Source organism: Salinibaculum sp. SYNS191 (assembly GCF_037338445.1).
Taxonomy (GTDB): Archaea; Halobacteriota; Halobacteria; order Halobacteriales; family Haloarculaceae; genus Salinibaculum; species Salinibaculum marinum.
Window position 1 is genome coordinate 3,121,585 of the sequence record NZ_CP147838.1, and the last position, 23,716, is coordinate 3,145,300.

Genomic DNA, 23,716 nt, shown 5'->3' on the forward strand with positions numbered 1-23,716 from the left:
TGGTATTTCGTTGCTGAGTGTGCGTTCTCTCGGCCGGTCATGGGTAGTGGTGCGTATCGAGGTTACAGCCAGGGCAGGTGTACCGGTTGAACTCGCTCGTCAAGCCACACTCCTCGCAGACAAATGCGGCCGGGTGCGCTTTGCGAATCCGACGGAGATTGGTGATGGACATAGCCAGTCTCTCGGGTATTCAGCGCCCTCTCTCGTCCGTGTGGCAATTGTACGAGTCGAGTCCGGGAGCGTACACGAGCGGCAAGCCCTCACCGTAGCACCATCCCGCCCGTCTGGGATCGCTATCCAGGATGGCGATGTCTCGTGAGAAAGTGGTCATCTCGGAATTGACGAATGAGTGCTCTTCACCCATAGTAGCAGTCAAACACACTTCTTTACTAAAGATTAGTGGGTATACATCCTAATTTTCCTAGTATAGCGAGACGTTCATTCGGGTATTGTGCTAGGCGGTTGAAGTTGAGAAGCTGTTGTTCGGTCTGGACTCACGAGCAATGGCTTCGATGGCGCTGACAAAGGTGGGATTAGGAACGGAGCCACAACGGTAGCCGCTCAATTACAATTGGTGCGAGGCGCGCGCTCGAAAACAGTGCCAGACGAGTCATCGGTGTCCGGGGTCTTCGAGGCCATCGACTTCCTCACTCGGTCGCAGAACCGGGCTCGGATTCTGGAACTCCTCGACGACCGCGAGTGCTGTCGTCGTCGAGACTGTGAGGAACACCTCGGTGTCTCCCGGACGACTGTCCAGCGAAATCTCGACGCACTCGTCGAGCAGGGCTGGGTCCGGGAGCACAACGACGGATACGAACTCAATGCGTCCGGACAGCGACTCTATGAGACCTTTTCGGAGTTTGCCGATTCGGTCGAGACGATAGAGCGTCTGCAGCCCTTTCTCCGGTGGCTGCCGCCCGACGAGTTCGACCTCGACATTGCGCACCTTGCAGACGCCGAGATGACGGTTGCCTCCTCGAACAATCCCTATGCACCCGTGAATCGACACGTCGACGCGTTGCAGTCGGCCGACGAATTTCGTATCTGTACCTCGGTCATTGGTAGGGACGCCATGGAACAAAGCTGGCGGCGCGTCGTCGACGATGGTGGGAAGGGAGAGGTCGTCGTCACCGCGAGTGCGCTCTCCAGCATCCAGGAGGATTCGACGTACTCGGAGCTATTCGAGAACATCCGGGGCACTTCGGCACTTTCCGTGTACGTGTACGACGGTGAGATTCCGTTCTACCTGGGGTTGATCGATGATATAGTCCAGATCGGTGTCGAAGACGCTGAGCAGATTCCCAGGGCACTCGTCGAGAGTGAGTCCCAGTCGGTACGGGAGTGGGCTGAGCAGCGGTATTCCCAGTTCAAACAAGTCGCCGAGCCTCTCCAGTGAGGATTTCAGCTATTCGGGCGTTCCACCCCCTTCGCCGTTCTGTGAACGCGGGGTGCACACTGAAAGAGCCCTGCACACAGTGCGTGGAGTAGTATCATCCTTCAATTTGTGGTACGCAATGGCATGAATAAACCGCTGGTAATCGGTTCAGTGCTGACTCTCTTGATTATCTGCGGTTTCAGTGGTGTTGCCGTCGCGACTCCCGGGCTGATAGCCGAGCCCACGCCCCATCACGAAATGTCGTTGCAATTCAGTGGTGTCGAGACGGGGAACACAGACATCCTACCCAACTCAGTTGCTGAGCCGGCAGACAGCCTGGCTCTCTCGCCGACAGACCCGCTGCCAGGGGTTGTGCGTAGGTTTGCTGCGATACATTCGGAAAACTCTGGGAGCACTGCAACGAGCGCTGAAGTCAGGGCAGTGAATAATTACAACGTCTCCAATCATGGCGGCGTACTCGACCCCACTTCGGTCACTCAGGCGTGGAACGTCCCGCTCAGACACTCGACTGTCACTCGTGACGAGTCGATAACCTTCTCGACGTCGAATTCGACGGACTCCAACGGTTCTCTCGAGAGTCATGGCCGGGATTTCGACGGCGATGGACGACCTGGTCAATCAGGAACCACGGCTGGATGGTCGTTGGACAGGTCCCGACAGCGTTCCGTCCAGCTACCAGTGACAGATACCAGCACGAACGAAGCCACCGCGGCACGGAATATATCTGTCTCTGGAGAGTCCTCGCCTTCGGGAGAATTTGACGGCGATTGGCACATGGCCGGGGACAATCCAGCCAATAGTCACGACAACTCTGAATCGTTCGGTCTCTCGGGGAACCTCACCAGAAAATGGACCTTCGACGGTGCTACTGCCGAGACACTGGTAACGGTGGTTGATCAAAGAATCTACTTTGGAGGTGCGAATGGCTCGCTCTACGTGCTCGATGCCCGAACTGGCGACCCTATCCGGACCATCGCGGTTGGAAACGGACTTGATTCGGCTCCAGTCGTTCTGCAGGGGAGCATCTACGTCCTCTCGGAGAGTGGCACTCTTTCTTCGCTTGAAACGGAGTCAGGAGACGAGCGGTGGTCACGACAACTTGCGGGAACAGAATGGTCTGAGTTGACGGTTTCCGACAACCGCGTGTACGTCGGGAATAACAACGGCACTGTCTCTGCTGTGGATGCCGGAACTGGCCAGACACTGTGGACCTTCGACACATCCGGTAGAATCACCTCCTCGTTAGCTGTGGCCAACGATGCTGTGTATTTCCGAAGTCGCAATTCTGGCCTGTATGCAGTGGATGCGCGCAGCGGTGCCCAACTGTGGCGACAGTCCAGTGAGGGACGCTATTCGCCCGTCGTCATGAACGGAACAGTCTATGTGGCTTCTGCGACCGTGGAGGCTTTCGATGCACGCACAGGTCGTCAGAAATGGACGTATCCGATTTCCAGGGAGGTTGGATATGCTGCGATCGACAGTCCTGCTGCCGCGAATGGTCTGATTTTTGTTCCCGACAGCGAGAACGAACTACATGCACTTGATGCCGAAACCGGCGAAAAAGAGTGGGAAGCTGCCGGTGGTGGATTCTTCTACACGCCAACTGTCGTCGACGATACCGTCTACGCTCGCAGTACGAACAAATCAATCATCGCGAACAACGATCGGACGCTATTTGGAATCGATTCGCAAACAGGCACTGTTCAGTGGTCACGAAAGGCTGGTGATACCGATGGCTCTCTGGTCGTCGTCGACGGGACTCTCTACATATTGAAAGACGGGTCGATTCGTGCGTTCACTGGCGCCAATACGTCTACGTCCACAGCTGGCGGAACGGACGAGACACTCACGCCCATCCTCCCGGTAGACGGTGGCGACACGCCGACTCAGCGCCCTGCTGAGACTGCAACCCCGGACGGCACCGAAATGACGCCCGTCCCGCCTGCAACGCCTCTCGTGCCCGACCGCGGCGACTCCACGCCAGTGTCCCCAGGCGGTATCGGGGGCGGCAGTGCGGACACTCCGGTTGCACCTGACCGCCGTGGTGGTTCCTCGCTGTTCGAAATCGTGGCGCAGGAAGACGGGGAACTCGAGTATCGCGTCGTGGTCGACGGCAGCGTCGAGAAGGCCGAACTCTCGGAGCGCATCGGTGCCAGCGAAAACGACGATATCCGCCGACGGAGTGATGGGACCGTCGTCATCGACGGAGAGACGGGGAACGTCGGGTACGGTGACGCCTACCGGATCGATGGAGAGATCGTCGACTTCCAGCGCGTCAGCGGTGATATCGACGTCATCTTCAGACTCGATGGTCGGCCGGTGTCTGCTGGCGACCTCTCGGCAGGGACTCCTGGAGGCAGCGTCTCTCCGGATACCTCAGCGCCTCCGGCAACGCCCGATTCGAGAACGTCACTCTTCGAGATAATTGCGCAGGAGGAAGGTGAAGTGCACTACAGAGTCGTCGTCGAGGGGGATGCCAAAAAGGCTGAACTCTCTGAGCAGGTCGGTGCCAGCGAGAACGACGACATTCGCCGGCAGGGTGACGGCACTGTGGTCATCGACGGAGAGACGGGTAATCCAGGGTACGGCGATGCCTACCGTATCGATGGAGACATGGTCGATTTCCGGCGGGTCAGCGGTGACATAGGGTTCGTACTCAGATTCGATGGAAAGCCCGTATCGGCCGAAGAACTCTCCCGAGGCCCAGCGGACAGTGTGGAGACGGTTAAGCCGGGTACCCCATCAGGTCCAGAGACAATCGAACCGACGACGCCACTCCCACCCGAGCGGTCGAGAAATTCACTCTTCGAAATCATCGCCAAGGAGGAAGGAGAAGTGCACTATCAGGTGATCGTCGACGGCAGTGCAGAGAAGGCTGAACTCTCGGAGCGGGTTGGGGCCAGCGAGAACGACGACATTCGCCGGCGGAGCGACGGCACGGTCGTCATCGACGGAGAGACAGGCAATCCAGGCTACGGCGACGCCTACCGCATCGACGGCCGGATTGTCGACTTCCAGCGTGTCAGTGGTGACATCGACTTCGTCCTCAGACGTAATGGAGAGCGCGTCTCAGCTGCAGAGCTTTCGGAATAGGGTGCATCTGGTACGGGCCCTTGGAGGGGTTGGCTCTCCGTTTTTGCAGACGAGTGGTGGCGACAAAGCCTCACTCTAGGTAGCCGAGTTCGCTGAGGTTCTCTCGTAGCTCTCCGTCGGTCACAGCATCTTCGATGGCGTGGTCGAGATTGTCGTGACGCTGTTGGACGACTTCGAGGAGTTGTTGCGCACTCCTGAGCTTGTAATGGACCTCGGCATCGTCTGTTTCTTCCATCGTGCTGTTCAGCAATTCTTCGATCGTGCCGAGAGTGCTCTCAGCCATATAGATGTCCTGAACACTAACCTATATATTTGCGTTGATATGTGTATTTAAGCGAAAATCCCCCTGCTTTCCAGAGATTGAGTGTCTACAGACAAGGTGAGTGCCTCGGAATCGTACGGAAATCTTCGAGTTCCCTGATGACGAGCCACCCTAATCTCAACTCTGATTCTGTGGTGTCAAGGCTTTACTACACCATTTTCTTAGCTCTGGTATGTCCACCACGGACGCAACGTGGCTGCCGTTCGAGGGATTCACCATCCCCACGGGTCTCACTCGATATTTGTGGCTCTTTGCAGTCACGACCTACGGTGTGGGCGACGGCGTGACGACGGCTATCATCGTCTGGGTGAGTCCGCTCTATCGCGAGGCGAATCCGATTCTGACCGCTGCTATCGGTGCCTCTGGTGGGTTCGGACTTCTCGCTGTCAAGATTCTCGCTGTCGGATTCTGTGCGGGAATCAGTCTCTGGGGCGTTCGCGACGACGATCGCTTCTTGCTGTACTTGCCACCTGTGGCACTCACAGTCATCGGCGTCACAGCCACGCTGCATAACCTCTCTTTGCTGCTCTAGGCGGACAGCATCCGGTTTTCTCGCGCCTTAGAAGCTCTCGTGAGCGATTCGGGTGGGGTTGTGAACTGGTGTCTGTCGCCTTCGAGGCGCGTCTCTTCGAGTGGAGCGCCTGCCCGATACGCTGTCATCGCTTGTGGACACGCATCCGGACGTCGTCGGAGGGCTGCAGCGTCAACTCCATGTTCACGTCGGGCTGTGGCGAACTCAACAGATCCAGTTCTACCCGTCGGGCGATGATGGGGAGAATGTGTTTCAGTTCCATCATCGCAAAGTGCATCCCGATACACTGGTGGGGGCCACCGCCAAACGGGAAGTACGCAAAGTCCGGCCGCTGGTCGCTCCGGTCCGCACGAAAGCGCTCGGGCCGGAACTGTTCGGGGTCGTCGAACCACCGGTCGTCAGTGTGGACGGTGAACTGAGGGAGGAGGATCTTCGTCCCTTCCTGGATTCGATACCCACCGAGTTCTGTCTCCTCGACGGCCTCGCGGAACAGCAGCCCCGCCGGGGGATACAGCCGCATCGCTTCCTTGGCTACTCGCTCGGTGACGGTGAGGTCGGGGAGGTCCTCGGCGGTCGGTGGGCCGTCTAGGACGGTCGTCGCTTCTGTCTCCAGCCGACTGCGTTCGTCCGGGTTGGTCGCCAGTAACAGCCAGGTGAAGGTCAACGCCATCGCTGTCGTCTCGTGACCGGCGATGAGGAACGTGATCAGGTGATCGTGGATTTCCTCGTCGGTCATCGTGTAGTCGTGGTCGTCTTCCTTTTCGAGCATCATCGTCAGGAGGTCGTCGTACTGGTCCGGATGCGCCCGACGCTCCTGGATGAGCGTGTCGACGGTCGCATCGAAGGCATCCATGGCCTGTGTATAGCGACGGTTCCTGTGAGTCGGCACCCACGACGGCAGGAGCATCTCGACGGCGCCGAGACCACTCATATCGGCCATGGCCTGCAGTTCGTCAGCAGCCTCGGTAATCACCTGCTGGTGTTTCCCGAGGTCGAAGTCGAACAGCGAGTTCGTCAGAATCGAGAGCGTCAGCCGCGAGAACTCCTCGTTGATGACGATTTCCTCGCCGTCGTCCCACTCCGCCACCATCTCTTCCGTCGCGGCGACCATCGCCGAACTGAACCCTTTCAGGCGGTCCAGCCCGAACATCGGCTGCAGGAAGTGTCGCTGTCGTTTCCACTCCTCGCCACGGGTGAAGGTGAGTCCTCGCGGTGCAATCTCGTAATCCAGCAGTTCTTTGAGCTCGTCGAAGTTCCACCGCTCGTAGGTGCCCTGTCCCAGCAGTACGTCACCGATGTAATCGGGATGGAAGACGGCCACCGCGTCGATCCGAGGAAACTCACAGTGGACGACATCCCCGTACGCAGCCAGCTCGTCGAAAAACCCCATGGGCTGTTTGATGTATTGATGTGTATTGCCGAGCACTGGGAGCCCGTCGGGACCCGGTGGGAGTTCGTCGGCGTCACTGTCCGAATCTGAACCCGCGTCACCGTTCGTCATATGTGGGCGTGTGTGAATGATTGGTAATATGAATTTTCACTATGGGTAAGGAGAATCGAGGCGTCCCGGGTTGGGCTGTTCGGAGTTGCCCAGTTCGTCAGGGGCTGCCGTTCACCCGTGGTCTCGGAGGTGTACTCCGCGGACAAACCCGAGAGCTGGACACCGCTGTCAAGTCGTTCCGGGCCGCCTGGGCGGACAGTCCTCCTTCGCAGCTCAGAACAACTCTCATGTAGTATTGGAAACCTGTTTGCATGTGGGCCGACGTGCCCTCCTCGCCGGTCTCACCGGCGGCATCACCCCGCTGGCAGGTTGCAACCTGGGTCCCGCTTCGGAGGAGTTGTCGACGTCCTCCACGACGGCGGATGCATCGAATGATGGCTCCGAGACGGTCCGAGAGGTCTCAAACCGGCGAAACTTACGGCCGATCGACGAGCCATTCGTGCGGCAGGGACTTACCGCCGACACCGACCAGTAGCTCTACGCTCGGCTGGTCGAGCCTGGTATGTCACTCCGCGTGACCGATACGGAAGGTGCCGCGTCGTTTGCGGAGAAAGTCGAGGCTCAGTACCTCACAAGGTGTCGCCAGCTAACCCGATCTGAGCTCACCAGTCTGTCCTGATGAGCCGTTAGTAGCGAGCAAGTGACGCTGGGAAAAGAGGGAGCTGTCGCTGTCGGCGGCGGTCAGCCGCCGACGCGACAGCGTCGCCACTCACGTGGAGGCGTGCTCGGTCGGTGACTACCGGTGGAACCGGTCGTCAGGTGGCCGGTTTGCGGGGACGGCCCGACGCGTCGCGAGGGCCGTCCACGCTGCCCGACACATCATCCTGATGAACTCCGTGAACGGCCACTTCCAGAGGCGACGCCCGCCACGGCGGGGCGTCGCCACAAACTCCCAGTGCAGATACCGCCACACGTTCTGTAGGAGCAGGCTCACTACGACGTACAACAGCCGTACGACCGGATTCTGCGTTGTGGTCGTCGCAATACTTTGTTCGGAGAGCCGATAACTGGCCTCGATACCGAAGCGTTTGGCGTAGTGGTATCGGGCTTCACGTGGCGTGTCAATGAACGGCGCGTCAGCGGCGTAGCCGTGACGCGCCACCCCGTGTTCGTCGTATCGCCCGTTCTGGTAGGTACAGTCGATATAGACGGGAAACTCGACGGTCCAGCTGTGACCGTCGAGTTTCGCCGTCAGATCGTGTTGGATGACACGGCTCCATCCTTCCGAGAGGACCTGCTTGATCTTCTTTCCCCACCGGACGATCGGCATCACGTAGGCGTGGTTGTGTACCTGAAGCAGCGTGAGACACTTGCTATCGTAGAATTCGCGGTCGAGATAGACGGCCTTGACGCTGAGGTCAAGGCCGTCAAGAATTCCGAGAAACGCTGCGAGGACAGTGCTGGCGGTGTCGCCGTCGACGAGACGGCGCACCGCCAGCGTGTAGCGTTTGTTCTTCACACGCGCGTAGAGTGTCGCGTAGGCGTGGAACGCGGTGGTTCCACGCTTGGCTTCTGAATGATAGAGGCCGTCTGTCTCGTCTTCGTCACCGTAGTAGGGCCGCAGGTGGAGGTCGGCGACGACCTCCACCTGCTCGGGAAGGATCTCCAGCACGTCCTTCTGGAGAAGCGCGTTCCCAACTCGTTCAACGGACGCAAGGTCGAATTTCTCGCGGAGATGGTACAGAACCGTGTTTTTGTGGGGTGAATCGTCACTGGATTCACAGAGTTCGGAGATTGAGGTCCCGTCGGCGCAGGCGCCGACGAGGACCTCGTAGATGTCTTCAGTATCGATTTCTGCGTTGCTACCGAGGCTGAGCCCTACTTCCTCGTCAAGCTGGTTGACGAGGAAGTTAAGGAGCTGGTCCTCGTGGATTTCACCGTCTGCTTGCTGGGTATTGGACACACCGTCAGCAAGCAGACGTCTCAACTAACCGGCTTTGTGAAGTACTGAGGCTCTCTCTTCCGGCGAGTTCGCTCTCTTGACGAGCCTTCGAACCGGTATCGCTACACCTGCGTACTTTTGGCCGTCGGATACCCAGTTGGAGGATGACCGCCTCGAGATCCGCCTGGCGCGTCAGACCATAGCGAACGGGGAAACGGCCACTCGGTCCAGGCTAGCAGAGAGTGAGGCTCTCGAGGCAGTCGGGACCACTCTCACGTCTTTTGAGTACACAGGCGCTGCACCTGCCAGTCTCGCTGTTGTCTTCCCGAGTGGGGAAACTATCCAGCCCGGCGGAATCGAGTAGCGCTGACGCCACATGAACGGCAAAGAAGACTGGATTAACGGGCTTCCAGCGCTCGAACGGAACGTGGGGGATGCCCGTGGCAGGGTTGTCGCCGACTACGGTAAAAGTCTAGTTGGATTGCCGCAATATGTCGGGTACTACTAGGGACGTGTAGTGGATAATGACAAAATCATCTGTTCTACACCTATTCGATTGTATAGCTTGGATATATGTGAACGTATTGCTTTGAACCGCAAGCATCCGCTTTATATCTTGGAGCTTAATTGTTCTGACAGCACACACTGAGAGAGTACGTTTCGTCTGTTCATTCCTGGCAGCTTCCCATCTTGTGGACTTTATAGGATGGGTTCTCGAAAATTGGAGCTAAAAATACAAAATAATGGGCGAATATGGGCCATAAACATCTCATACTGGCCTTTTATATTTTATACCGTATTAAACATATTTGGCCGATAAAATCCAAACCTATATCTGAACTCTATCCCATCAATTATGTATATCTTCCACACTATGGACTTAAAATACCACTATTTGTCGGCAAACATCCAATGAAGCGGTATATGCCATTTGAGGCAAAAGGTGTTATCTATGCCGGCTCAACACGGTCTCACTTGCGTGGATTAGAAATTACAACCGTATTGTTGTAATGGAGCTCTACGCTGCTGAGCGTCTTATGATTCTTTCGCTTGTTGCACCGGGTCAAATATCGAGATTTAACGACGTGAAATGCACACTCATATTGCGCACCCGCTGTTTTGATATCCTCGAATTTTTCTCTATGGTCGTCTACTTTTATGGGTTACTAGTGGCTATGTGTAAACTCAAAACGGCAGGATTTAATAGGTTGAAAACCCTCTCCGGGAATAGAAACGAATGACAGTCGCGAAAAATCCTATAAAAACCAGCGTAAAGACGCTCACGATACTGGATGCGTTGAGTGGCTCTGATGGGGCGAGGATCACCGAATTAGCCGACGAGCTAGGGTATACGAAAGGAACTGTCCACCACCATCTCAGCACGCTTGAGGAACACGAATACGTCGTGAAGAGAGGCGGCAAATACCATCTCGGAATGAGGGTGTTTCAGCTGGGCGAAGCTACTCGGCAGGAACACGATCTGTACGAAGTCGCTAAACCTGAACTCGACAAGCTGGCGGATAAGACTGGTGAGTTGGCCAATCTGATGATCGAGGAACACGGCCGCGGATATTACCTCTACATTGCCAGGGGTGACGAAGCAATTAATCTGGATACGAAAATCGGCACTCGGCAATATCTCCATTCGTCGGCGCTTGGAAAGGTAATCCTGGCCCATCTCCCCAAGGACCGTACGACGGAGATTATTGACAGGCACGGTCTCGTTGCTCAGACCCCGAATACTGTTACCGATCGGGACACGTTCTGGGAGATTCTCGATACCGTCGCGGAGAACGGTGTCGCGTTCGACGGTGAAGAACGGGCCGAAGGCATCAGATGCGTTGCTGCACCGATTACGGACAACGATAGCCGTGTTCTTGGTGCGGTGAGCGTTTCGGGCCCTGCCAGTCGATTGAAAGGCACGCGGTTCAGGGACGAGATTCCCGAGCTGGTCAAACAAGCGGCCACTGTCATCGGTATCAACGTGTCGTATCTGTAATTTACGCGTCTCTCGCAGCCTACTCCACGTTTCGCTCGGTCGGCACGCGGTGGATATATTCGAGAAGCGATGACGTCCAGTGAGACACCCACACAATTTAACGAGGCTAAACGAGATTCGAAACAGAACCAGTGGCGCCTGTCAGAGCGGCCCAGCGGAAGTGGGGGGTGTCTCTTATCACGTCGCTTTTCCTGTACATACTTACGTTGTGTGTCCGGTGAAAGTCACAATTATCTATTAACTGGATGGATAAGTTTATTTATCTATCTTGCGCAGTAGTGCTTGATGCCGCTGATTGCAAGCGACTACGAACGGCCGTTTCCAGACAGAGTCTACAGAGAGCGTGTTGAACAAACCCAGGCAAAGATGGCCGAGCGGGGTCTCGACGTTCTCCTGTTGACGGACCCGACGAACCAGCATTACCTTTCGGCATACGAAAGCGACTCCTGGTTCACGTTCCAGATGCTGCTCGTCTTCCGTGATAAAGAGCAGCCGGTGTTCACGGGACGGAACATGGAGATTCGTGCAGCCGAAATCACCACGTGGATGGATGATGAGAATGTCCAGTGTTACTCTGACGACTACGCTCCCAATTCACTGTATCACCCCGTCGAGTGGGTGAAAGAACTGGTCGAAGAGGAGGGCTGTGCTGATGGGACAATCGGCGTCGAAAAATCGAGCGATTATTTGACCGTTGATTCGTTCGAACGCCTCCAGAAGTCGTTCGAGAATGCGACGTTCCAGGACGTTTCCAAGATGGTCACCAGACAGTATCTAGTCAAGACCGACCGCGAACTCGAGTATATGCGGGAGGCTGCCCGGATTACAGACCTGGGGATGGAAGCTGCCGAGGAAGCCATCGCTGAAGGCGTTCGTGAGAACGAATCTGTGGCTGACGTGTTACACACACTGCTCAACGGTACCGAGGAATCTGGAGGTGAGATGCCAGCGTCAACGCCGGCGTATGGTCCCTATCACTACCGCTTTGCGAATGGTCGGCAGTTCCAGGATGGAGACGTCTTCGGCATCGAGTTCTCAGGGTGTCTCCACAACTACTACAGTCCGTTGTGCCGCACCGTCTATGTCGGCGATCCACCGGACGATCTTGTGGCGCTGTGGGAGGAACTGAATCAGGACCTTCAGCTCATTCTCGATACCGTCGAACCGGGACGAACCTGTGAGGAAGTCGAGGAAATCTATCGCAACGAAGCCACTCATCCGAAGGCCTCTCGAAGCGGGTACGCCATCGGCCTCGGTCTGACGAGCTGGGGGGAGGGTACCGCGAGCTTCACTGAAGGCGACGAGACAGTTCTCGAACCTGGCATGACGTTCCACTCGAACCCGTCTATCGACACGCTCAATTATCCGGGCGGTATCGGGGAGGAAGGACTCCGGATGCTCCACAGCGAGACGTATGTCGTGACCGAGGACGGGTGTGAAGTCCTCGGTGACTATCCGAGAAAAATAATAACGGTCTAAATCGGCTCTCCCGCTGGCGTTTTGTCCTTCTGGATTTTCCCTCCTCTCCTCATGACCCTTCGACGGGAAGCGCGAGGTAGATCACTGTCATGATGACTGTACTGCCGGCCAGTATGAGAAACGCCTCGTCGAAGAGCCCGCTATCGGCCAAAAAGCCAACGAATACTGCCCCGGTCGAGCCGATGTATGCCTGGAAAGAGCGAACAAGCCCGTAGCTCGACCCCTGACTTTCATCCGGGACAGCCGAGATGAGATACGCATTCGTCACTGGCATCAACCCTAGCCGTGTTCCCATGAGGAGTACGAGTCCGCCAAGAAGCCACACGCCATCGGCGAAGGGGAAGACAAACAGCGGGACGATACTGATTGCCGACAGCGGAAGTAACACCCGCCGATACCCGTGTCGGTCGGCAACGTTCCCAGCCCCTGCCTGGGCGAAAAGTCCGGTTACGAACAGCAGGCTGTAGATTGCCGTCGCTGACTGCGGGCTGAGACCCTTCTCCGTGATAAGATACGTCGGCAGAAAGGTTGTGATACCGACGAACGTGAACGACCAGAGTGACAGTGCCAGGAAGGTGAGAAGGATCTGTCGCCGAGTAACGACCGACAGAATCTCTCTGATTGCTGCTTTTCTCGATTTATGCGTTTCGCTGCTCGCTCGCTCGGTCCGGGCCGGAACGAACCGCCACAAACCGAACGCGGTGAACAGAAACAGCGGAATGACGTACAGAAAGCCAACCTGCCACCCAAACAGAATCATCAGCGTTCCAGCCACGAAGGGGAGAGTTGACGTTCCGACGTGACCTGCGGAAAACGTGATGCCAATCGCCGTCCCGTCACGTTTCGGGTAGAGGTTCGAGAGTACCATTACCCGCGGGGAGCCAAAGGAGCCCATCCCAATCCCAAACAGAATGCCGCCGACGAGGAACGCCGGTAGCACGGGCAGTGTCGAGAGGATAGTCAGCCCGATTGCCGCGACGACCATCCCGATGACGAGGACGATACGCTCTCCGACTCGATCGGCGAGCACGCCCGACGGGAACTGCATCGTCGCGACTGTGATGCTGATAGCGGAGATGATACCGCCCGCCGTTGCATTGTTGAGTCCGTACGCAGTCTTGATCTCCGGGAGGAGTGCTGGAAATATCAGGCGTGTTCCCAGCAATAACAGCCACCCGAGGGCAACGACGGTCAGGGCCCACCCCCTCCCCTCGCTCGCCAATTCGCGAAGTGACTCGGTCAACCGAGCCCTTCTCTCCTCGATACGGAATTTGGACATATAATCCAGTACTCTCAATCTCTGTGCATGACATACTTAGTTTTAGCCTTTCTCAGTGGACATATCGGAGATGTCGAACGGGGAGAGGCGAACAATTATTACTTATTGCTGGGTACTGGTGCGTATGACTTACAAAGTCGTTTTCACGGACAACGTTCCGAGAACGCTCGACATCGAGCGGGAGATTCTCACCGAGATCGACGCGGAGGTTGTCAACGCTGAAGCATCCGAACAGACGGTAGAGGAGCTGGTTGTCGATGCTGACGCCATCATCTCGAGTCACCAGACCGTCGATGCAACTCTCATGGACAGAATGCCAAACTGTCAGGTGGTCTCACGAACTGGAATCGGCGTTGATTACGTGGATCTGGAAGCGGCGACAGAGCGCGGAATCGTCGTCACGAACGTTCCAGACCACTGCATCTCCGAGGTTTCTGACCATACACTCGGGTTGATGCTCGCAGTCCAGCGGCGAATTGTCGAGTCCGATTCCGAAGTGAGGGAGGGCCACTGGAATCGAACGACGAAGTCAATTCACCGAATCGACGGCCAGGTTCTCGGTGTTGTCGGATTCGGACAGACAGGACAGGAGTTGGGGCGCAAGGCGCAGGCGCTCGGAATGGACGTCCTCACCACGCAGTACCCAGAGCCGGCTCTGGCCGAAGAACACGGTGTCGAGCGGGTCCCGCTCGACGACCTCCTTGCGCTGTCTGACGTCGTCTCGCTGCACACACCCCTGACTGACGAAACGGCCAAGATGATCGGCAGTCGTGAACTGGAGGTGATGAAAGAGTCGGCAATACTGATCAACACGGCTCGCGGCGGGCTCATCGATCAGCCCGCACTCGCTCGAGCGCTCGAAGACGGGACGATCGGTGGCGCGGGTCTGGATGTGCTGACAGAGGAACCACCATCGTCGGATGACTCGCTCCTCGACGAACCCTCAGTCGTACTCACGCCACACATGGCATACTACTCACAGGAGAGCTTGCGGGAACTCCGCCACCGGGTTGCACAGAACGTCCGAACAGTGCTCGACGGCGAAGTTCCGGAACACGTCGTCAACACGCGCGTCTTGGAGGAACTCCCACTGTGACTCTGTGGCTCGGGCTCCCCATCGGAATTGCGTGGTCGAGGCGTGCCGCGTTTCGCTATCACAAGCATGTTCGCTTCTCGAGGTAGTCAGCCCCCGACGCCGGTGACCCGTTCACCTATACCGATCGGACGGAGCGTGCAAGCACGTCGACGCCAATCTCTATCGCATCTTCGTCGATGTCGAATCGTTGGTGGTGGTGACCAAACGTGTTGCTCGCACCGATACCGACGTACGTTCCCTCGCCGCCGTGTTGCTGTACTTTCCGGATGAGGTACGAGGCGTCTTCGCTGCCACTGAAAGCGCCACGATCAAATACTTCTTCCACACCCGCGACAGTGGCTGCCTGCGTAGCAACGACATCAGCGACGTACTCGTCGGCCTCGAACGTGGTCGTTTTTCCATAGAGCTCGGTTTCGATGTCGACATTGTGCATATCTGCCGCCGCCTGTACGATTTGCTCTGCGTAGCCCTGCATGTAATCGCTGAGTTCGGTCGTCCCTCCTCGAACCTCGATGCGCATCTCTACTTCTTCTGGGATTATGTTCTGTGGGTTCGGCGAATGAACGTGTCCCACGTTGATACGGGTCTTCCCGTCGGAGTGGCGTGGGATTGCATAGAGGTTGTTGATTGCCGTGGTCGCCGTCAGCAATGCGTTTCGTCCCGCCTGGGGGTTCTGTCCTGCGTGTGCGGGTTCGCCTCGAAAGGTCACGTCGACTTTCGCGTTGGGAAGGGGACGTTCACGTGCAGCGTCAACGGTTCCGGTTTCCATATCCAACCCCACGTGGACAGCCAGTAGAAAGTCGACATCTGTGATGTGATCCGTCTCACTCATCGGCTTCCCTCCCCGCCCTCCCTCTTCTGCTGGCTGGAAAAACAAGCGCAGCGTTCCGTCAAAATCGACTTCCCCTGCGAACTCCCGTGCAAGGCCGAGTCCAATGGCCGTGTGTGCGTCATGGCCGCAGGCGTGCATTTCGCCCATATGGGTACTGGCGAATCCCTCCCTCGCTGGCCGATGCTCGTCGTCCATTGCTTCGGCCCGTTCCAGAGCGTCCATGTCGACACGGACACCGACGACAGGGCCGCTTCCATCTCCGAACGTCTGCTCGGCGACGAGTCCTGTGACTTTCTGCTGCCGTTCGAGGTACGCCTCGGGGGCGCCTTCCCGACGGGCACGTTCAACGGCAGCGGCGAGTTCTTCGTCTTCGGGGACGCCCAGCCGTCCGTCGACGTTGACCGCGTTCGCACCGAGAGAGACATCGTACCCGCGTTCTTCGAGTTCTTCCGCGACGAGTGCCGTCGTCCGGAACTCTTTCCACCCCGTTTCCGGGTGGGCATGCAGGTCGCGCCGTACCTCAGACAGTGTCTTTTCTGTCAGGTATGCCATGGCGTACCTCGGTGTTCGTTCGTTAAAACGGTATTGGAGCCACCTATCCTTGCGATTGTGGGCTAGTTTATATACTGCTTTTCCCAAGTACCATCGTATGCCTGCCCAACGGATGGACCACATCCCCTTTTCGGGGATCAGGGATATCTTCGAGGAATGTTCTCGTCTCGAGCGCGAGGGAGAAGACATCGTCCACCTCGAGATAGGACGCCCAGACTTCGACACGCCCGACCCAATCAAGAGTGCCGCAAAGCAGGCACTCGACGACGGCCACGTCCACTACACGTCGAACTATGGCGTCTTGCCGCTGCGAGAGCGTCTCAGCCAGAAGTTCCATGACGAAAACGACGTTCGATACGACCCCGAGAGTGAGATTATTGTTACCGCAGGGGCCACAGAGGCCATCTTTCTCACCCTGCTCGCATTCGTCGATCCTGGTGAGGAAGTACTCATCCCTGACCCCTGCTGGACGTACGAACCCGGTATCCGAGCCGCAGGTGGTGTGCCACGTCGGTATCCACTCGACCCCACGAACGGCTTCCGGCCGGATGTAGCGGCGATGCGAGCGGCCGTGACCGACGACACGGCTCTTGTCGTGGTGAACAGCCCGCACAATCCAACTGGCAGCGCCATCTCTGAAGCCGACCTCCGCGCCCTCAAAGAGGTCGTACTCGAGCACGACCTGCTGCTTCTCTCGGACGAGATTTACGAGAAGATTGTGTATGGCGAGACGGCCCACCGCACTCCCGCTTCGGATGACGAACTGTACGAGCGAACAATAACAGTGAACGGCTTCTCGAAGGCCTACTCGATGACTGGCTGGCGGCTCGGCTATCTTGGTGCACCAGCCAATCTCATCGACCCGATCATCCGCGTTCGACAGTACAGTTCCACCTGCGCACCGTCTGTCTCGCAGTATGCCGGCATTCGAGCACTGGAGGGTGATCTCCATCAACCACTTGTCGAAACGTTCACGAATCGACGGAAAACCATACTCGACCGTATCGAAGACATTCCTGGGATGGAGATGCCGGAACCGGCAGGCGCGTTTTATGCCTTCCCGACCATCCCTGGCGAGTCAGACGACAAAGCCTTCGTCAGAGACCTCCTCCGAGAGGCGGGCGTCGCCACGGTTCCGGGAACTGTCTTCGGGCCGAGTGGTGCTGGTCGGCTGCGTATCGCGTATTCGAACTCGCGTGAGCGAATCGACACTGGCTTCGATCGCCTCGAGCAGTGGCTCGAAACTCGGTGAGATGTGCGTTTTCTCTCGAAACTCTCTAGAGTCGGTCATTCATTCAAAACTCCTGGCCTATGGTTTGGGTTCTGGATAGCACCGAAAGATTAATTACTTATGTATCAAATTATTCTGGGGATGACAGAGGTACTATATCTGACCGCAGAAGAGGTGGCGGACCTCGCAGAGATGAGTGACTACGTCGAGGCATCCAACGACGGATTCCGCCAACGCGGCGAGGGCGCAGACGCAGACAATCCAGACAAATCTGCCAATGCCGACGACACGACGAGTCTGATCAGTTACAGCGCGGCTCTCCCTGATTCAGGGGTCATGGGTGGATACATGTTCTCGACGGGCGAGGGCGTCGATGGATGGTACATCACGGTGCTCTTCGACGACGAAGACGGAACCCCGCTTGCCGTTCTCGACGGCGGGAGCTGGAATCCGTTCAAAACTGGGTCCGCCGCCGGCGTCGCCACCGACTATTTGGCCCGTGACGACATCGAGACAGTCGGCGTTATCGGCAGCGGCTCACAGGCCCGAGCACAGGTCGAGGCGATCGACGTCGTCCGTGACTTCGACCATATTCAGGTCTTTTCGCCGACCAGAGAGCACCGTGAAGACTTTGCAGCGGAGGTGGCCGAGACCTTCGATGTCGAAGCGACAGCCGTTGACTCGAGTAAAGCTGCTGTCGAAGGCGCCGATATTCTCGTCTCGGCCACCAAAGCGAGTGGCACCGTCTTCGAGGGGGAGTGGTTGGAAGCCGGGACACACGTTAATGCAGTCGGGTACGAACGCATTGATGCTGCGAGTATACAGCGAACGACGTACGTCTGTGACCACGAGGAACGTGCGCTCGACGGTCACAGTTCGTTTACTGAACTTCTCTCTGAGGGCGAGGTGACCGAAGACGATTACGACTGTGAATTGGGTGATATCGTGGGTGGTGATGCAGTTGGCCGAACCGAAGACGACGAGATTACGCTGTTTTCGAGTTCCGGCACCGCAGTCGAGACGATAGCTGGAGCGAACATGCTCTACAACCGTGCGCTGGATGCTGGACTAGGGTCGACTGTGGACCTTACGCCTGCCAGCGAGGGGTTCAGCATGGCCTCGTTCGTCAAGGCGTATCAGCGCGAGTGACACGGAACACGAGAGAGTGGGTCGCACACCGGTTGCGGGCCAAGCAGCGTCGCCCCGACTGTCAGCGCCGCGGTCTCCGACCGACGTGCTCCCGTTTCACTGCAGGCTGATTCGCCGGCAAGTCACGGCCGAGTGGACATTTGCCGTGAGAAAGTTTTATATTATTTCACAACACTCGTGTATTATACAACATGAGTCAAATAGATGGGCATAGCACTGAAGGTATAGGGACCAATCCAATCATTTCATTTAATGACGTTTCAAAAGTGTACGGTGACGGCGACGAAGCCGTTACTGCCCTGGAGGATATCGACCTGGATATCGATTCTGGGAAATTTGTCAGCATCGTTGGCCCCTCAGGATGCGGGAAGACGACGCTGTTGCATATGACCAGTGGACTCATCGAACCAACTCGAAACGAGGTTCTGGTCAACGGCACGAACGTCCAGAGCCCAAACCACGACCGCCAGTCTGTCGGACTGGTGTTTCAACAGCCAGTGCTGCTCGAATGGCGCGACGTGATGGACAACATCTTGCTCCCAATCGAAATCATGTCCGAAAATGGCACCATCGAAGAGGGGATGGATCACTACAGAAAGCGCGCTGAAGAGTTGATCGACCTCGTCGGCCTCGAAGGGTTCAAAGACGTGTACCCGAACGAATTATCTGGCGGGATGCAACAACGAGTTTCGATCTGCCGAAGCCTCATATACGACCCGGAAATCCTGTTGATGGACGAACCCTTCGGTGCACTTGACGCACTGACCCGTGACCGCATGAACCGTGAAATTCTTCGCATCTGGCGGGATACCCGGAAGACGATCATCTTCGTCACACACAATCTCGAGGAGGCGATTTACCTCTCTGATCAGGTCGTCGTCCTCAGTTCTCGTCCTGGCCGTGTTATGGACATTATCGATGTTGACCTCGAACGGCCACGCAAGGACGACATCCGCACTGATGCCCGGTTTCAGGATCTTGTATCTGATGCCTATGAATACTTCCAAGAGTAGGGTGCTGTACCTTCTCGACGCTCGTCCGACCTCTGGACGTGACTCGGTCGTAGTACTGCCACAATTAGGACCTAAGCGATGAAAAAACGAATACTCGTCCTCAGACGAGGGACAGAAGGGCTCTCGACCGAACCGTATGCGACCTACCTTCGCGAGCAACTGCCTTCCTACGACGTTCAGAGAGCCGCAACGCCACACGAGGAACAGGAACTGATCGAACGAGCGTGGATCGCGACAGGTGTCGATATCTGTGAGACGGCACTCTCTCGGGCCGAATACCTCGAGATGTTCGCCTGTGCCTTTTCGGGAATCAATCACCTCCCTCTGGAGGCACTCAAGCAGCACAACGTCGCGGTGACGAACGCAGGGGGGATTCACGCCCCAGGCCTGGCAGAGCAAGTCATCGGTTACATTCTCATGTTCAGCCGACGGCTCCACGAGGGGCTACGACAGAAGCAACGCCATGAGTGGCGCCACTATCAAGCGTCCGAATTGACGGGAAGTACCGTGACTATCGTCGGGCTGGGTTCCATCGGTCTCGAGGTGACAAAACGCCTTCAAGGGTTCGAGGTCAACACTATCGGTGTTCGGTACACACCGTCGAAAGGCGGCCCGACAGATCGAGTCATCGGGTTCGACCCGATTGACTTTCACGATGCACTCGCACAGACCGATTACCTCGTTCTCGCGTCTCCACTGACCGAAACCACCAGAGGCATTATCAGTCGCGAGGAACTCATCACGCTTCCTCCGCACGCGACTATCGTCAATATCGCTCGTGGCGGGTTGATCGATACTGACGATCTCGTCTGGGCCCTCCGTGATGGCGCCATTCGGGCCGTTGCACTGGACGTGACAGACCCCGAACCGCTGCCCGCTGACCACCCCCTCTGGACCCTCGGAAACGTACTCATCACGCCACATATGGGTGGTCACACACCGAAACACTGGGAGCGCCTGGCTGCCATTCTCGTTCAAAACGTCACGCATCTTGAGGGCGGAGGAGAGATCGAGAACCTCCAGAATCTCGTTCTCGCGCCGGAGACTGGATTGTAGCACGATTCTCAGCCAACCCAAACCGATCCCTGTGTGACGACGTGCCCACTCTATGTCGCCCACACTGCCCTGCCTGCGCCCGAATCTATCTCCCCACGAGAGGGCAGAACATCCACGAGGTGGGGACGCACTCCTGCCGGCGAGATGTCGAGACGGAGCCAACTATTGGTTGATTGGTTGGCGTCTGAACGACTCAGACGCCCAACTCTGTCTCAGTCCCCGTCCGTCATCATCGACGACAGCACACCCTGCCACTCTCCTGCTGCCATCGACTCGCCGGTGATACCGTGTGGATCTTGATCGACGAGACGGACAATCGCGTCGTTCATCACGTCCGGGGGCAGGCGCTTCTCACGCTCTGACTCTGTCAGGTGTTCGGCAAATCCAGTGTTGACTCCCCCACCTGGGTCGAGTCCGTTCACATTGACCCCGGAAGGTTTCACCTCCAGCGCGAGACTCCGGGTAAACCCCTCGAGCCCCCACTTCGTCGTCAGGTAGGGCTCCCATTTTGGTGCCGCTCGCCGTCCAAACCCCGAAGAAATGTTGATCACATTCCCTCGCTTCTGCTCGAGCATCGACGGGAGGAAGTGCTTCGTCACGAGAAATACACCCTTCAAGTTCGTCTCGACGACTGTGTCCCACTCGTCTTCCTCGATATCCACGACGTGCTTTCGTTCGCCGGCGATCGAAGTCAGGGCGACGCCTGCATTGTTTATTATTGCGTCAACGCTACCGAATTCATCGATGACGCTCTCTGCCGCTGCTGACACCGCCGACGCGTCACGGACGTCCGCCGTGGCGATATGTGACTCACCAGGGAGCGTTTCCGAGACTTCCTCTAGTCGTTGCCGATCGCGGGACAACAGGACGAGTGTTGCCCCTTCTTCCGACAGTCGCTGCGCCATCGCCCGCCCCATCCCCTGGCTGGCACCGGTAACGAGAATTACGTTTCCTTCTAACACACTACTCACGAACCGAGGAACTCTATTAAAATCACTGGAACTACTCAAATATTGGTTGTATAACTCAACAACTGCCGGGGAAATTGAAAATATTCGCAATATATCGCCTTCACACTCGTCTTTTTCTCGAGTACGACATGGTGTGGATTGCCCAGCCCTGACTCACTGGAGTCGTCTTCGACCCGGAATCACGAACAAGGGTCCACTCCAGCATGATAAATTGACGGTCTGTTGTCTCCTGTCGAGGAGTGAGCTTTGTTTGTCTGAATTGTGGGCTTATAACTGGAAACGATACAATTTTATCCTCGAAGTCTGAACTCAGCCCCGTATGAGCTACAAACATGTTGAGGTACCCGACGAGGGCGAGCCCATCGAGGTAGTAGACGAGGAGACCGACGAACTCGCCGTTCCGGACAACCCGATCATTCCGATTCTCTACGGTGACGGCATCGGTACGGACGTCGGACCGGCGACACAGAAAGTGCTGGAAGCCGCAGCGCGGGCGACCGGCCGCGATATCTCCTGGATGCGCGTCTATGCGGGCGAGAGTGCCCGCGAGAAGTACGACGAGAACCTGCCCGAAGACACGGTCAACGCGATTCGCGAGTTCCGCGTCGCCATCAAGGGACCGCTGACGACGCCGGTCGGTGCCGGCTTTCGCTCGCTGAACGTCGCACTGCGGAAGACGCTGGACACCTACGCGAACGTTCGACCGACCTACCACCTCGACGGCGTTCCGTCGCCGGTGAAGCGACCGGAGAAGATGGACATGGTCACGTTCCGGGAGAACACCGAGGACGTCTACGCCGGTATCGAGTGGGAAGCCGGCACCGAGGAGGTCCAGCAGGTCAAGGAGTTCGTCGAGGAGGAGATGGGTGCGGACGACACCATCCACCCGGGGCCGGTGGGCATCGGCGTCAAGCCCATCACCGAGTTCGGCACGAAGCGACTCGTCCGCCAGGCCATCGACTACGCGCTGGAACACGGCCGCGACAGCGTCACGCTGGTCCACAAGGGCAACATCATGAAGTTCACCGAAGGTGCCTTCCGCGACTGGGGCTACGAAGTCGCAGAGGAGGAGTACGGCGACGAGGTCATCACCGAGGACACGCTCTGGGAGGAGCGCGACGGCGAGCGGCCCGAAGATACAGTTGTGGTCAATGACCGTATTTCGGACAACATGCTGCAGCAGATTCTGACTCGCACGGCCAACTACGACGTCATCGCGACGATGAACCTCAACGGCGACTACCTCTCCGACGCCTGTGGGGCGCAGATCGGCGGCCTCGGCATCGCGCCCGGCGCGAACTTCGGCGACGGCATCTGTCTGGCCGAGCCGGTCCACGGTTCCGCGCCGAAGTACGCCGGGCAGGACAAGGTCAACCCGACCGCGATGATGCTCTCGGGCGTGTTGATGTTCGAGTACATGGGCTGGACCGATGCCGCCCAGCTCGTCCGGGACGCCTGCGAGGCGACCATCTCCTCGAAGAAGGTGACCTACGACCTCGAACGCCAGATCGAGGGCGGCGAGAAACTCGCCACCAGCGAGTACGCTGACGAAGTCGTCTCGAACATCGAAAAACTGGCATAGTCTGCGTTACAGGGAGACAGACGGCGCGAGGGTTTGTTGGCTCCGAGAAGCCGTGACTCCACGAGCGCGCGAACAGCATCAACGAACTTGGGCTCCGGAGTAGTCGCTGCAGGGTCACGACGGCCGCCCTCTCCTCCGGCCGAGCGACGTCACGCTCGTCGCGACCCCCTCCAAAACTTCGAAGGACGGATACTCGTCCACGCCTGGGATTTCAGAACGAACGGGAAGGCCGGCACTTTTATACGTCTGTTTGGTAATACTCCGAATGAACTCATGGAAGAAATCACCAGTTCGCAAGCACCGACTGCTGATGGTGCAGCACTGTCACAGGCAATCAAATCGAACGGGTTTGTATACACGTGGGGCCAGACTCCCAGAGACCCCGATACGCGAGAAGTGGTGGGTGAGACGATGGCCGAGCAGACAGAACAGGTCATGGAGAATCTCGCGACGATTCTGACTGATGCAGGAACATCGCTTGACAGCGTCATCAAGTCGACCGTATTTATTACCGACATGAACGACTACACGGCATTCAACAAGGTCTACGAGTCCTACTTCGAGGAGCCGTATCCGGCCCGAAGCGTCGTCAAGGTCGCGGGCCTCTCACCGGGGGTTCGGGTTGAGATAGAATTGGTTGCGGAGGAGTGAACTGGTCGATTACCCTGTTCGCGAGGCTTGCCCACGAGTGATTCGTGATGTGGTGCGTCTCGTCCCATTGCTATCCACTGCTTGTGCCCGTCTTCGAGGT

The 23,716-nt window shown here is 57.3% G+C and carries 18 protein-coding genes; 12 read left to right on the top strand and 6 right to left on the bottom strand.

What is annotated here, in order from left to right; genetic code table 11:
* The first annotated feature begins 598 nt into the window (after nucleotides 1-598).
* Together WDJ57_RS16250 and WDJ57_RS16255 are read left to right on the top strand one after the other, a co-directional pair.
* Complete coding sequence (locus tag WDJ57_RS16250; RefSeq protein ID WP_338901931.1) at nucleotides 599-1,396, top strand: helix-turn-helix transcriptional regulator; 798 nt, start codon at nucleotides 599-601, stop codon at nucleotides 1,394-1,396.
* Between the two features lie 123 nt (nucleotides 1,397-1,519).
* A complete protein-coding gene (locus tag WDJ57_RS16255; RefSeq protein WP_338901932.1) occupies nucleotides 1,520-4,489 on the top strand; it encodes a PQQ-binding-like beta-propeller repeat protein in 2,970 nt (989 codons plus the stop codon).
* Nucleotides 4,490-4,559: 70 nt separating this feature from the next.
* On the opposite strand, the gene WDJ57_RS16260 is transcribed toward WDJ57_RS16255, so the two are convergent.
* A complete protein-coding gene (locus WDJ57_RS16260; RefSeq protein ID WP_338901933.1) occupies nucleotides 4,560-4,772 on the bottom strand; it encodes a hypothetical protein in 213 nt (70 codons plus the stop codon).
* Between the two features lie 211 nt (nucleotides 4,773-4,983).
* Here WDJ57_RS16260 and WDJ57_RS16265 point away from each other — a divergent pair, with 211 nt between their 5' ends.
* The gene (locus tag WDJ57_RS16265) at nucleotides 4,984-5,343 is read left to right on the top strand and encodes a hypothetical protein (protein WP_338901934.1); all 360 of its coding nucleotides are present in this window, start codon (nucleotides 4,984-4,986) and stop codon (nucleotides 5,341-5,343) included.
* Nucleotides 5,344-5,467: 124 nt separating this feature from the next.
* Here the strand turns inward: WDJ57_RS16265 and WDJ57_RS16270 are convergent, their stop codons facing one another.
* Both WDJ57_RS16270 and WDJ57_RS16275 read right to left on the bottom strand, forming a co-directional pair.
* Complete coding sequence (locus WDJ57_RS16270; RefSeq protein ID WP_338901935.1) at nucleotides 5,468-6,844, bottom strand: cytochrome P450; 1,377 nt, start codon at nucleotides 6,842-6,844, stop codon at nucleotides 5,468-5,470.
* A 736-nt stretch (nucleotides 6,845-7,580) separates the two neighbouring features.
* Nucleotides 7,581-8,747 (bottom strand): ISH3 family transposase, encoded by a 1,167-nt coding sequence (locus WDJ57_RS16275; RefSeq protein ID WP_338901937.1) that lies wholly within the window; start codon nucleotides 8,745-8,747, stop codon nucleotides 7,581-7,583.
* Between the two features lie 1,216 nt (nucleotides 8,748-9,963).
* On the opposite strand from WDJ57_RS16275, the gene WDJ57_RS16280 reads away from it, so the two are divergent.
* Together WDJ57_RS16280 and WDJ57_RS16285 are read left to right on the top strand one after the other, a co-directional pair.
* Complete coding sequence (locus tag WDJ57_RS16280) at nucleotides 9,964-10,725, top strand: IclR family transcriptional regulator (RefSeq protein ID WP_338901938.1); 762 nt, start codon at nucleotides 9,964-9,966, stop codon at nucleotides 10,723-10,725.
* Between the two features lie 285 nt (nucleotides 10,726-11,010).
* The gene (locus WDJ57_RS16285; RefSeq protein WP_338901939.1) at nucleotides 11,011-12,204 is read left to right on the top strand and encodes a Xaa-Pro peptidase family protein; all 1,194 of its coding nucleotides are present in this window, start codon (nucleotides 11,011-11,013) and stop codon (nucleotides 12,202-12,204) included.
* Nucleotides 12,205-12,253: 49 nt separating this feature from the next.
* Here the strand turns inward: WDJ57_RS16285 and WDJ57_RS16290 are convergent, their stop codons facing one another.
* A complete protein-coding gene (locus WDJ57_RS16290; RefSeq protein WP_338901940.1) occupies nucleotides 12,254-13,483 on the bottom strand; it encodes an MFS transporter in 1,230 nt (409 codons plus the stop codon).
* A gap of 124 nt (nucleotides 13,484-13,607) precedes the next feature.
* On the opposite strand from WDJ57_RS16290, the gene WDJ57_RS16295 reads away from it, so the two are divergent.
* Entirely contained in the window at nucleotides 13,608-14,579 is a 972-nt protein-coding gene (locus WDJ57_RS16295) for a C-terminal binding protein (protein ID WP_338901941.1), read from the top strand.
* 115 nt (nucleotides 14,580-14,694) lie between these two features.
* On the opposite strand, the gene WDJ57_RS16300 is transcribed toward WDJ57_RS16295, so the two are convergent.
* Complete coding sequence (locus WDJ57_RS16300) at nucleotides 14,695-15,963, bottom strand: amidohydrolase (RefSeq protein ID WP_338901942.1); 1,269 nt, start codon at nucleotides 15,961-15,963, stop codon at nucleotides 14,695-14,697.
* Between the two features lie 112 nt (nucleotides 15,964-16,075).
* On the opposite strand from WDJ57_RS16300, the gene WDJ57_RS16305 reads away from it, so the two are divergent.
* The 4 genes from WDJ57_RS16305 to WDJ57_RS16320 all read left to right on the top strand — a co-directional run bounded on the left by WDJ57_RS16305 (nucleotide 16,076) and on the right by WDJ57_RS16320 (nucleotide 20,412).
* A complete protein-coding gene (locus tag WDJ57_RS16305; protein WP_338901944.1) occupies nucleotides 16,076-17,215 on the top strand; it encodes a pyridoxal phosphate-dependent aminotransferase in 1,140 nt (379 codons plus the stop codon).
* Nucleotides 17,216-17,335: 120 nt separating this feature from the next.
* Nucleotides 17,336-18,343, top strand: coding sequence for an ornithine cyclodeaminase family protein (locus tag WDJ57_RS16310; protein ID WP_338901945.1), 1,008 nt, complete (start codon nucleotides 17,336-17,338; stop codon nucleotides 18,341-18,343).
* Between the two features lie 191 nt (nucleotides 18,344-18,534).
* On the top strand, nucleotides 18,535-19,356 hold the full coding sequence (locus WDJ57_RS16315; protein WP_338901946.1) for an ABC transporter ATP-binding protein: 822 nt from the start codon (nucleotides 18,535-18,537) through the stop codon (nucleotides 19,354-19,356).
* A gap of 78 nt (nucleotides 19,357-19,434) precedes the next feature.
* Complete coding sequence (locus tag WDJ57_RS16320) at nucleotides 19,435-20,412, top strand: D-2-hydroxyacid dehydrogenase (protein WP_338901947.1); 978 nt, start codon at nucleotides 19,435-19,437, stop codon at nucleotides 20,410-20,412.
* A 212-nt stretch (nucleotides 20,413-20,624) separates the two neighbouring features.
* Here WDJ57_RS16320 and WDJ57_RS16325 read toward each other — a convergent pair whose 3' ends face one another.
* Nucleotides 20,625-21,374 (bottom strand): SDR family oxidoreductase, encoded by a 750-nt coding sequence (locus WDJ57_RS16325; protein WP_338901948.1) that lies wholly within the window; start codon nucleotides 21,372-21,374, stop codon nucleotides 20,625-20,627.
* A 328-nt stretch (nucleotides 21,375-21,702) separates the two neighbouring features.
* Here WDJ57_RS16325 and icd point away from each other — a divergent pair, with 328 nt between their 5' ends.
* A complete protein-coding gene (icd, locus tag WDJ57_RS16330; protein ID WP_338901949.1) occupies nucleotides 21,703-22,965 on the top strand; it encodes an isocitrate dehydrogenase (NADP(+)) in 1,263 nt (420 codons plus the stop codon).
* A gap of 273 nt (nucleotides 22,966-23,238) precedes the next feature.
* The gene (locus WDJ57_RS16335; protein WP_338901950.1) at nucleotides 23,239-23,616 is read left to right on the top strand and encodes a Rid family detoxifying hydrolase; all 378 of its coding nucleotides are present in this window, start codon (nucleotides 23,239-23,241) and stop codon (nucleotides 23,614-23,616) included.
* Nucleotides 23,617-23,716: the final 100 nt, after the last annotated feature.

Coding starts and splice junctions, on each gene's coding strand:
- WDJ57_RS16260 (WP_338901933.1), bottom strand. CDS start 4,772: ATGGCTGAGAGCACTCTCGGCACGATCGAAGAATTGCTGAACAGCACG.
- WDJ57_RS16335 (WP_338901950.1), top strand. CDS start 23,239: ATGGAAGAAATCACCAGTTCGCAAGCACCGACTGCTGATGGTGCAGCA.
- WDJ57_RS16270 (WP_338901935.1), bottom strand. CDS start 6,844: ATGACGAACGGTGACGCGGGTTCAGATTCGGACAGTGACGCCGACGAA.
- WDJ57_RS16305 (WP_338901944.1), top strand. CDS start 16,076: ATGGACCACATCCCCTTTTCGGGGATCAGGGATATCTTCGAGGAATGT.
- WDJ57_RS16280 (WP_338901938.1), top strand. CDS start 9,964: ATGACAGTCGCGAAAAATCCTATAAAAACCAGCGTAAAGACGCTCACG.
- WDJ57_RS16310 (WP_338901945.1), top strand. CDS start 17,336: ATGACAGAGGTACTATATCTGACCGCAGAAGAGGTGGCGGACCTCGCA.
- WDJ57_RS16320 (WP_338901947.1), top strand. CDS start 19,435: ATGAAAAAACGAATACTCGTCCTCAGACGAGGGACAGAAGGGCTCTCG.
- WDJ57_RS16315 (WP_338901946.1), top strand. CDS start 18,535: ATGAGTCAAATAGATGGGCATAGCACTGAAGGTATAGGGACCAATCCA.
- WDJ57_RS16255 (WP_338901932.1), top strand. CDS start 1,520: ATGAATAAACCGCTGGTAATCGGTTCAGTGCTGACTCTCTTGATTATC.
- WDJ57_RS16285 (WP_338901939.1), top strand. CDS start 11,011: ATGCCGCTGATTGCAAGCGACTACGAACGGCCGTTTCCAGACAGAGTC.
- WDJ57_RS16295 (WP_338901941.1), top strand. CDS start 13,608: ATGACTTACAAAGTCGTTTTCACGGACAACGTTCCGAGAACGCTCGAC.
- icd (WP_338901949.1), top strand. CDS start 21,703: ATGAGCTACAAACATGTTGAGGTACCCGACGAGGGCGAGCCCATCGAG.
- WDJ57_RS16300 (WP_338901942.1), bottom strand. CDS start 15,963: ATGGCATACCTGACAGAAAAGACACTGTCTGAGGTACGGCGCGACCTG.
- WDJ57_RS16290 (WP_338901940.1), bottom strand. CDS start 13,483: ATGTCCAAATTCCGTATCGAGGAGAGAAGGGCTCGGTTGACCGAGTCA.
- WDJ57_RS16265 (WP_338901934.1), top strand. CDS start 4,984: ATGTCCACCACGGACGCAACGTGGCTGCCGTTCGAGGGATTCACCATC.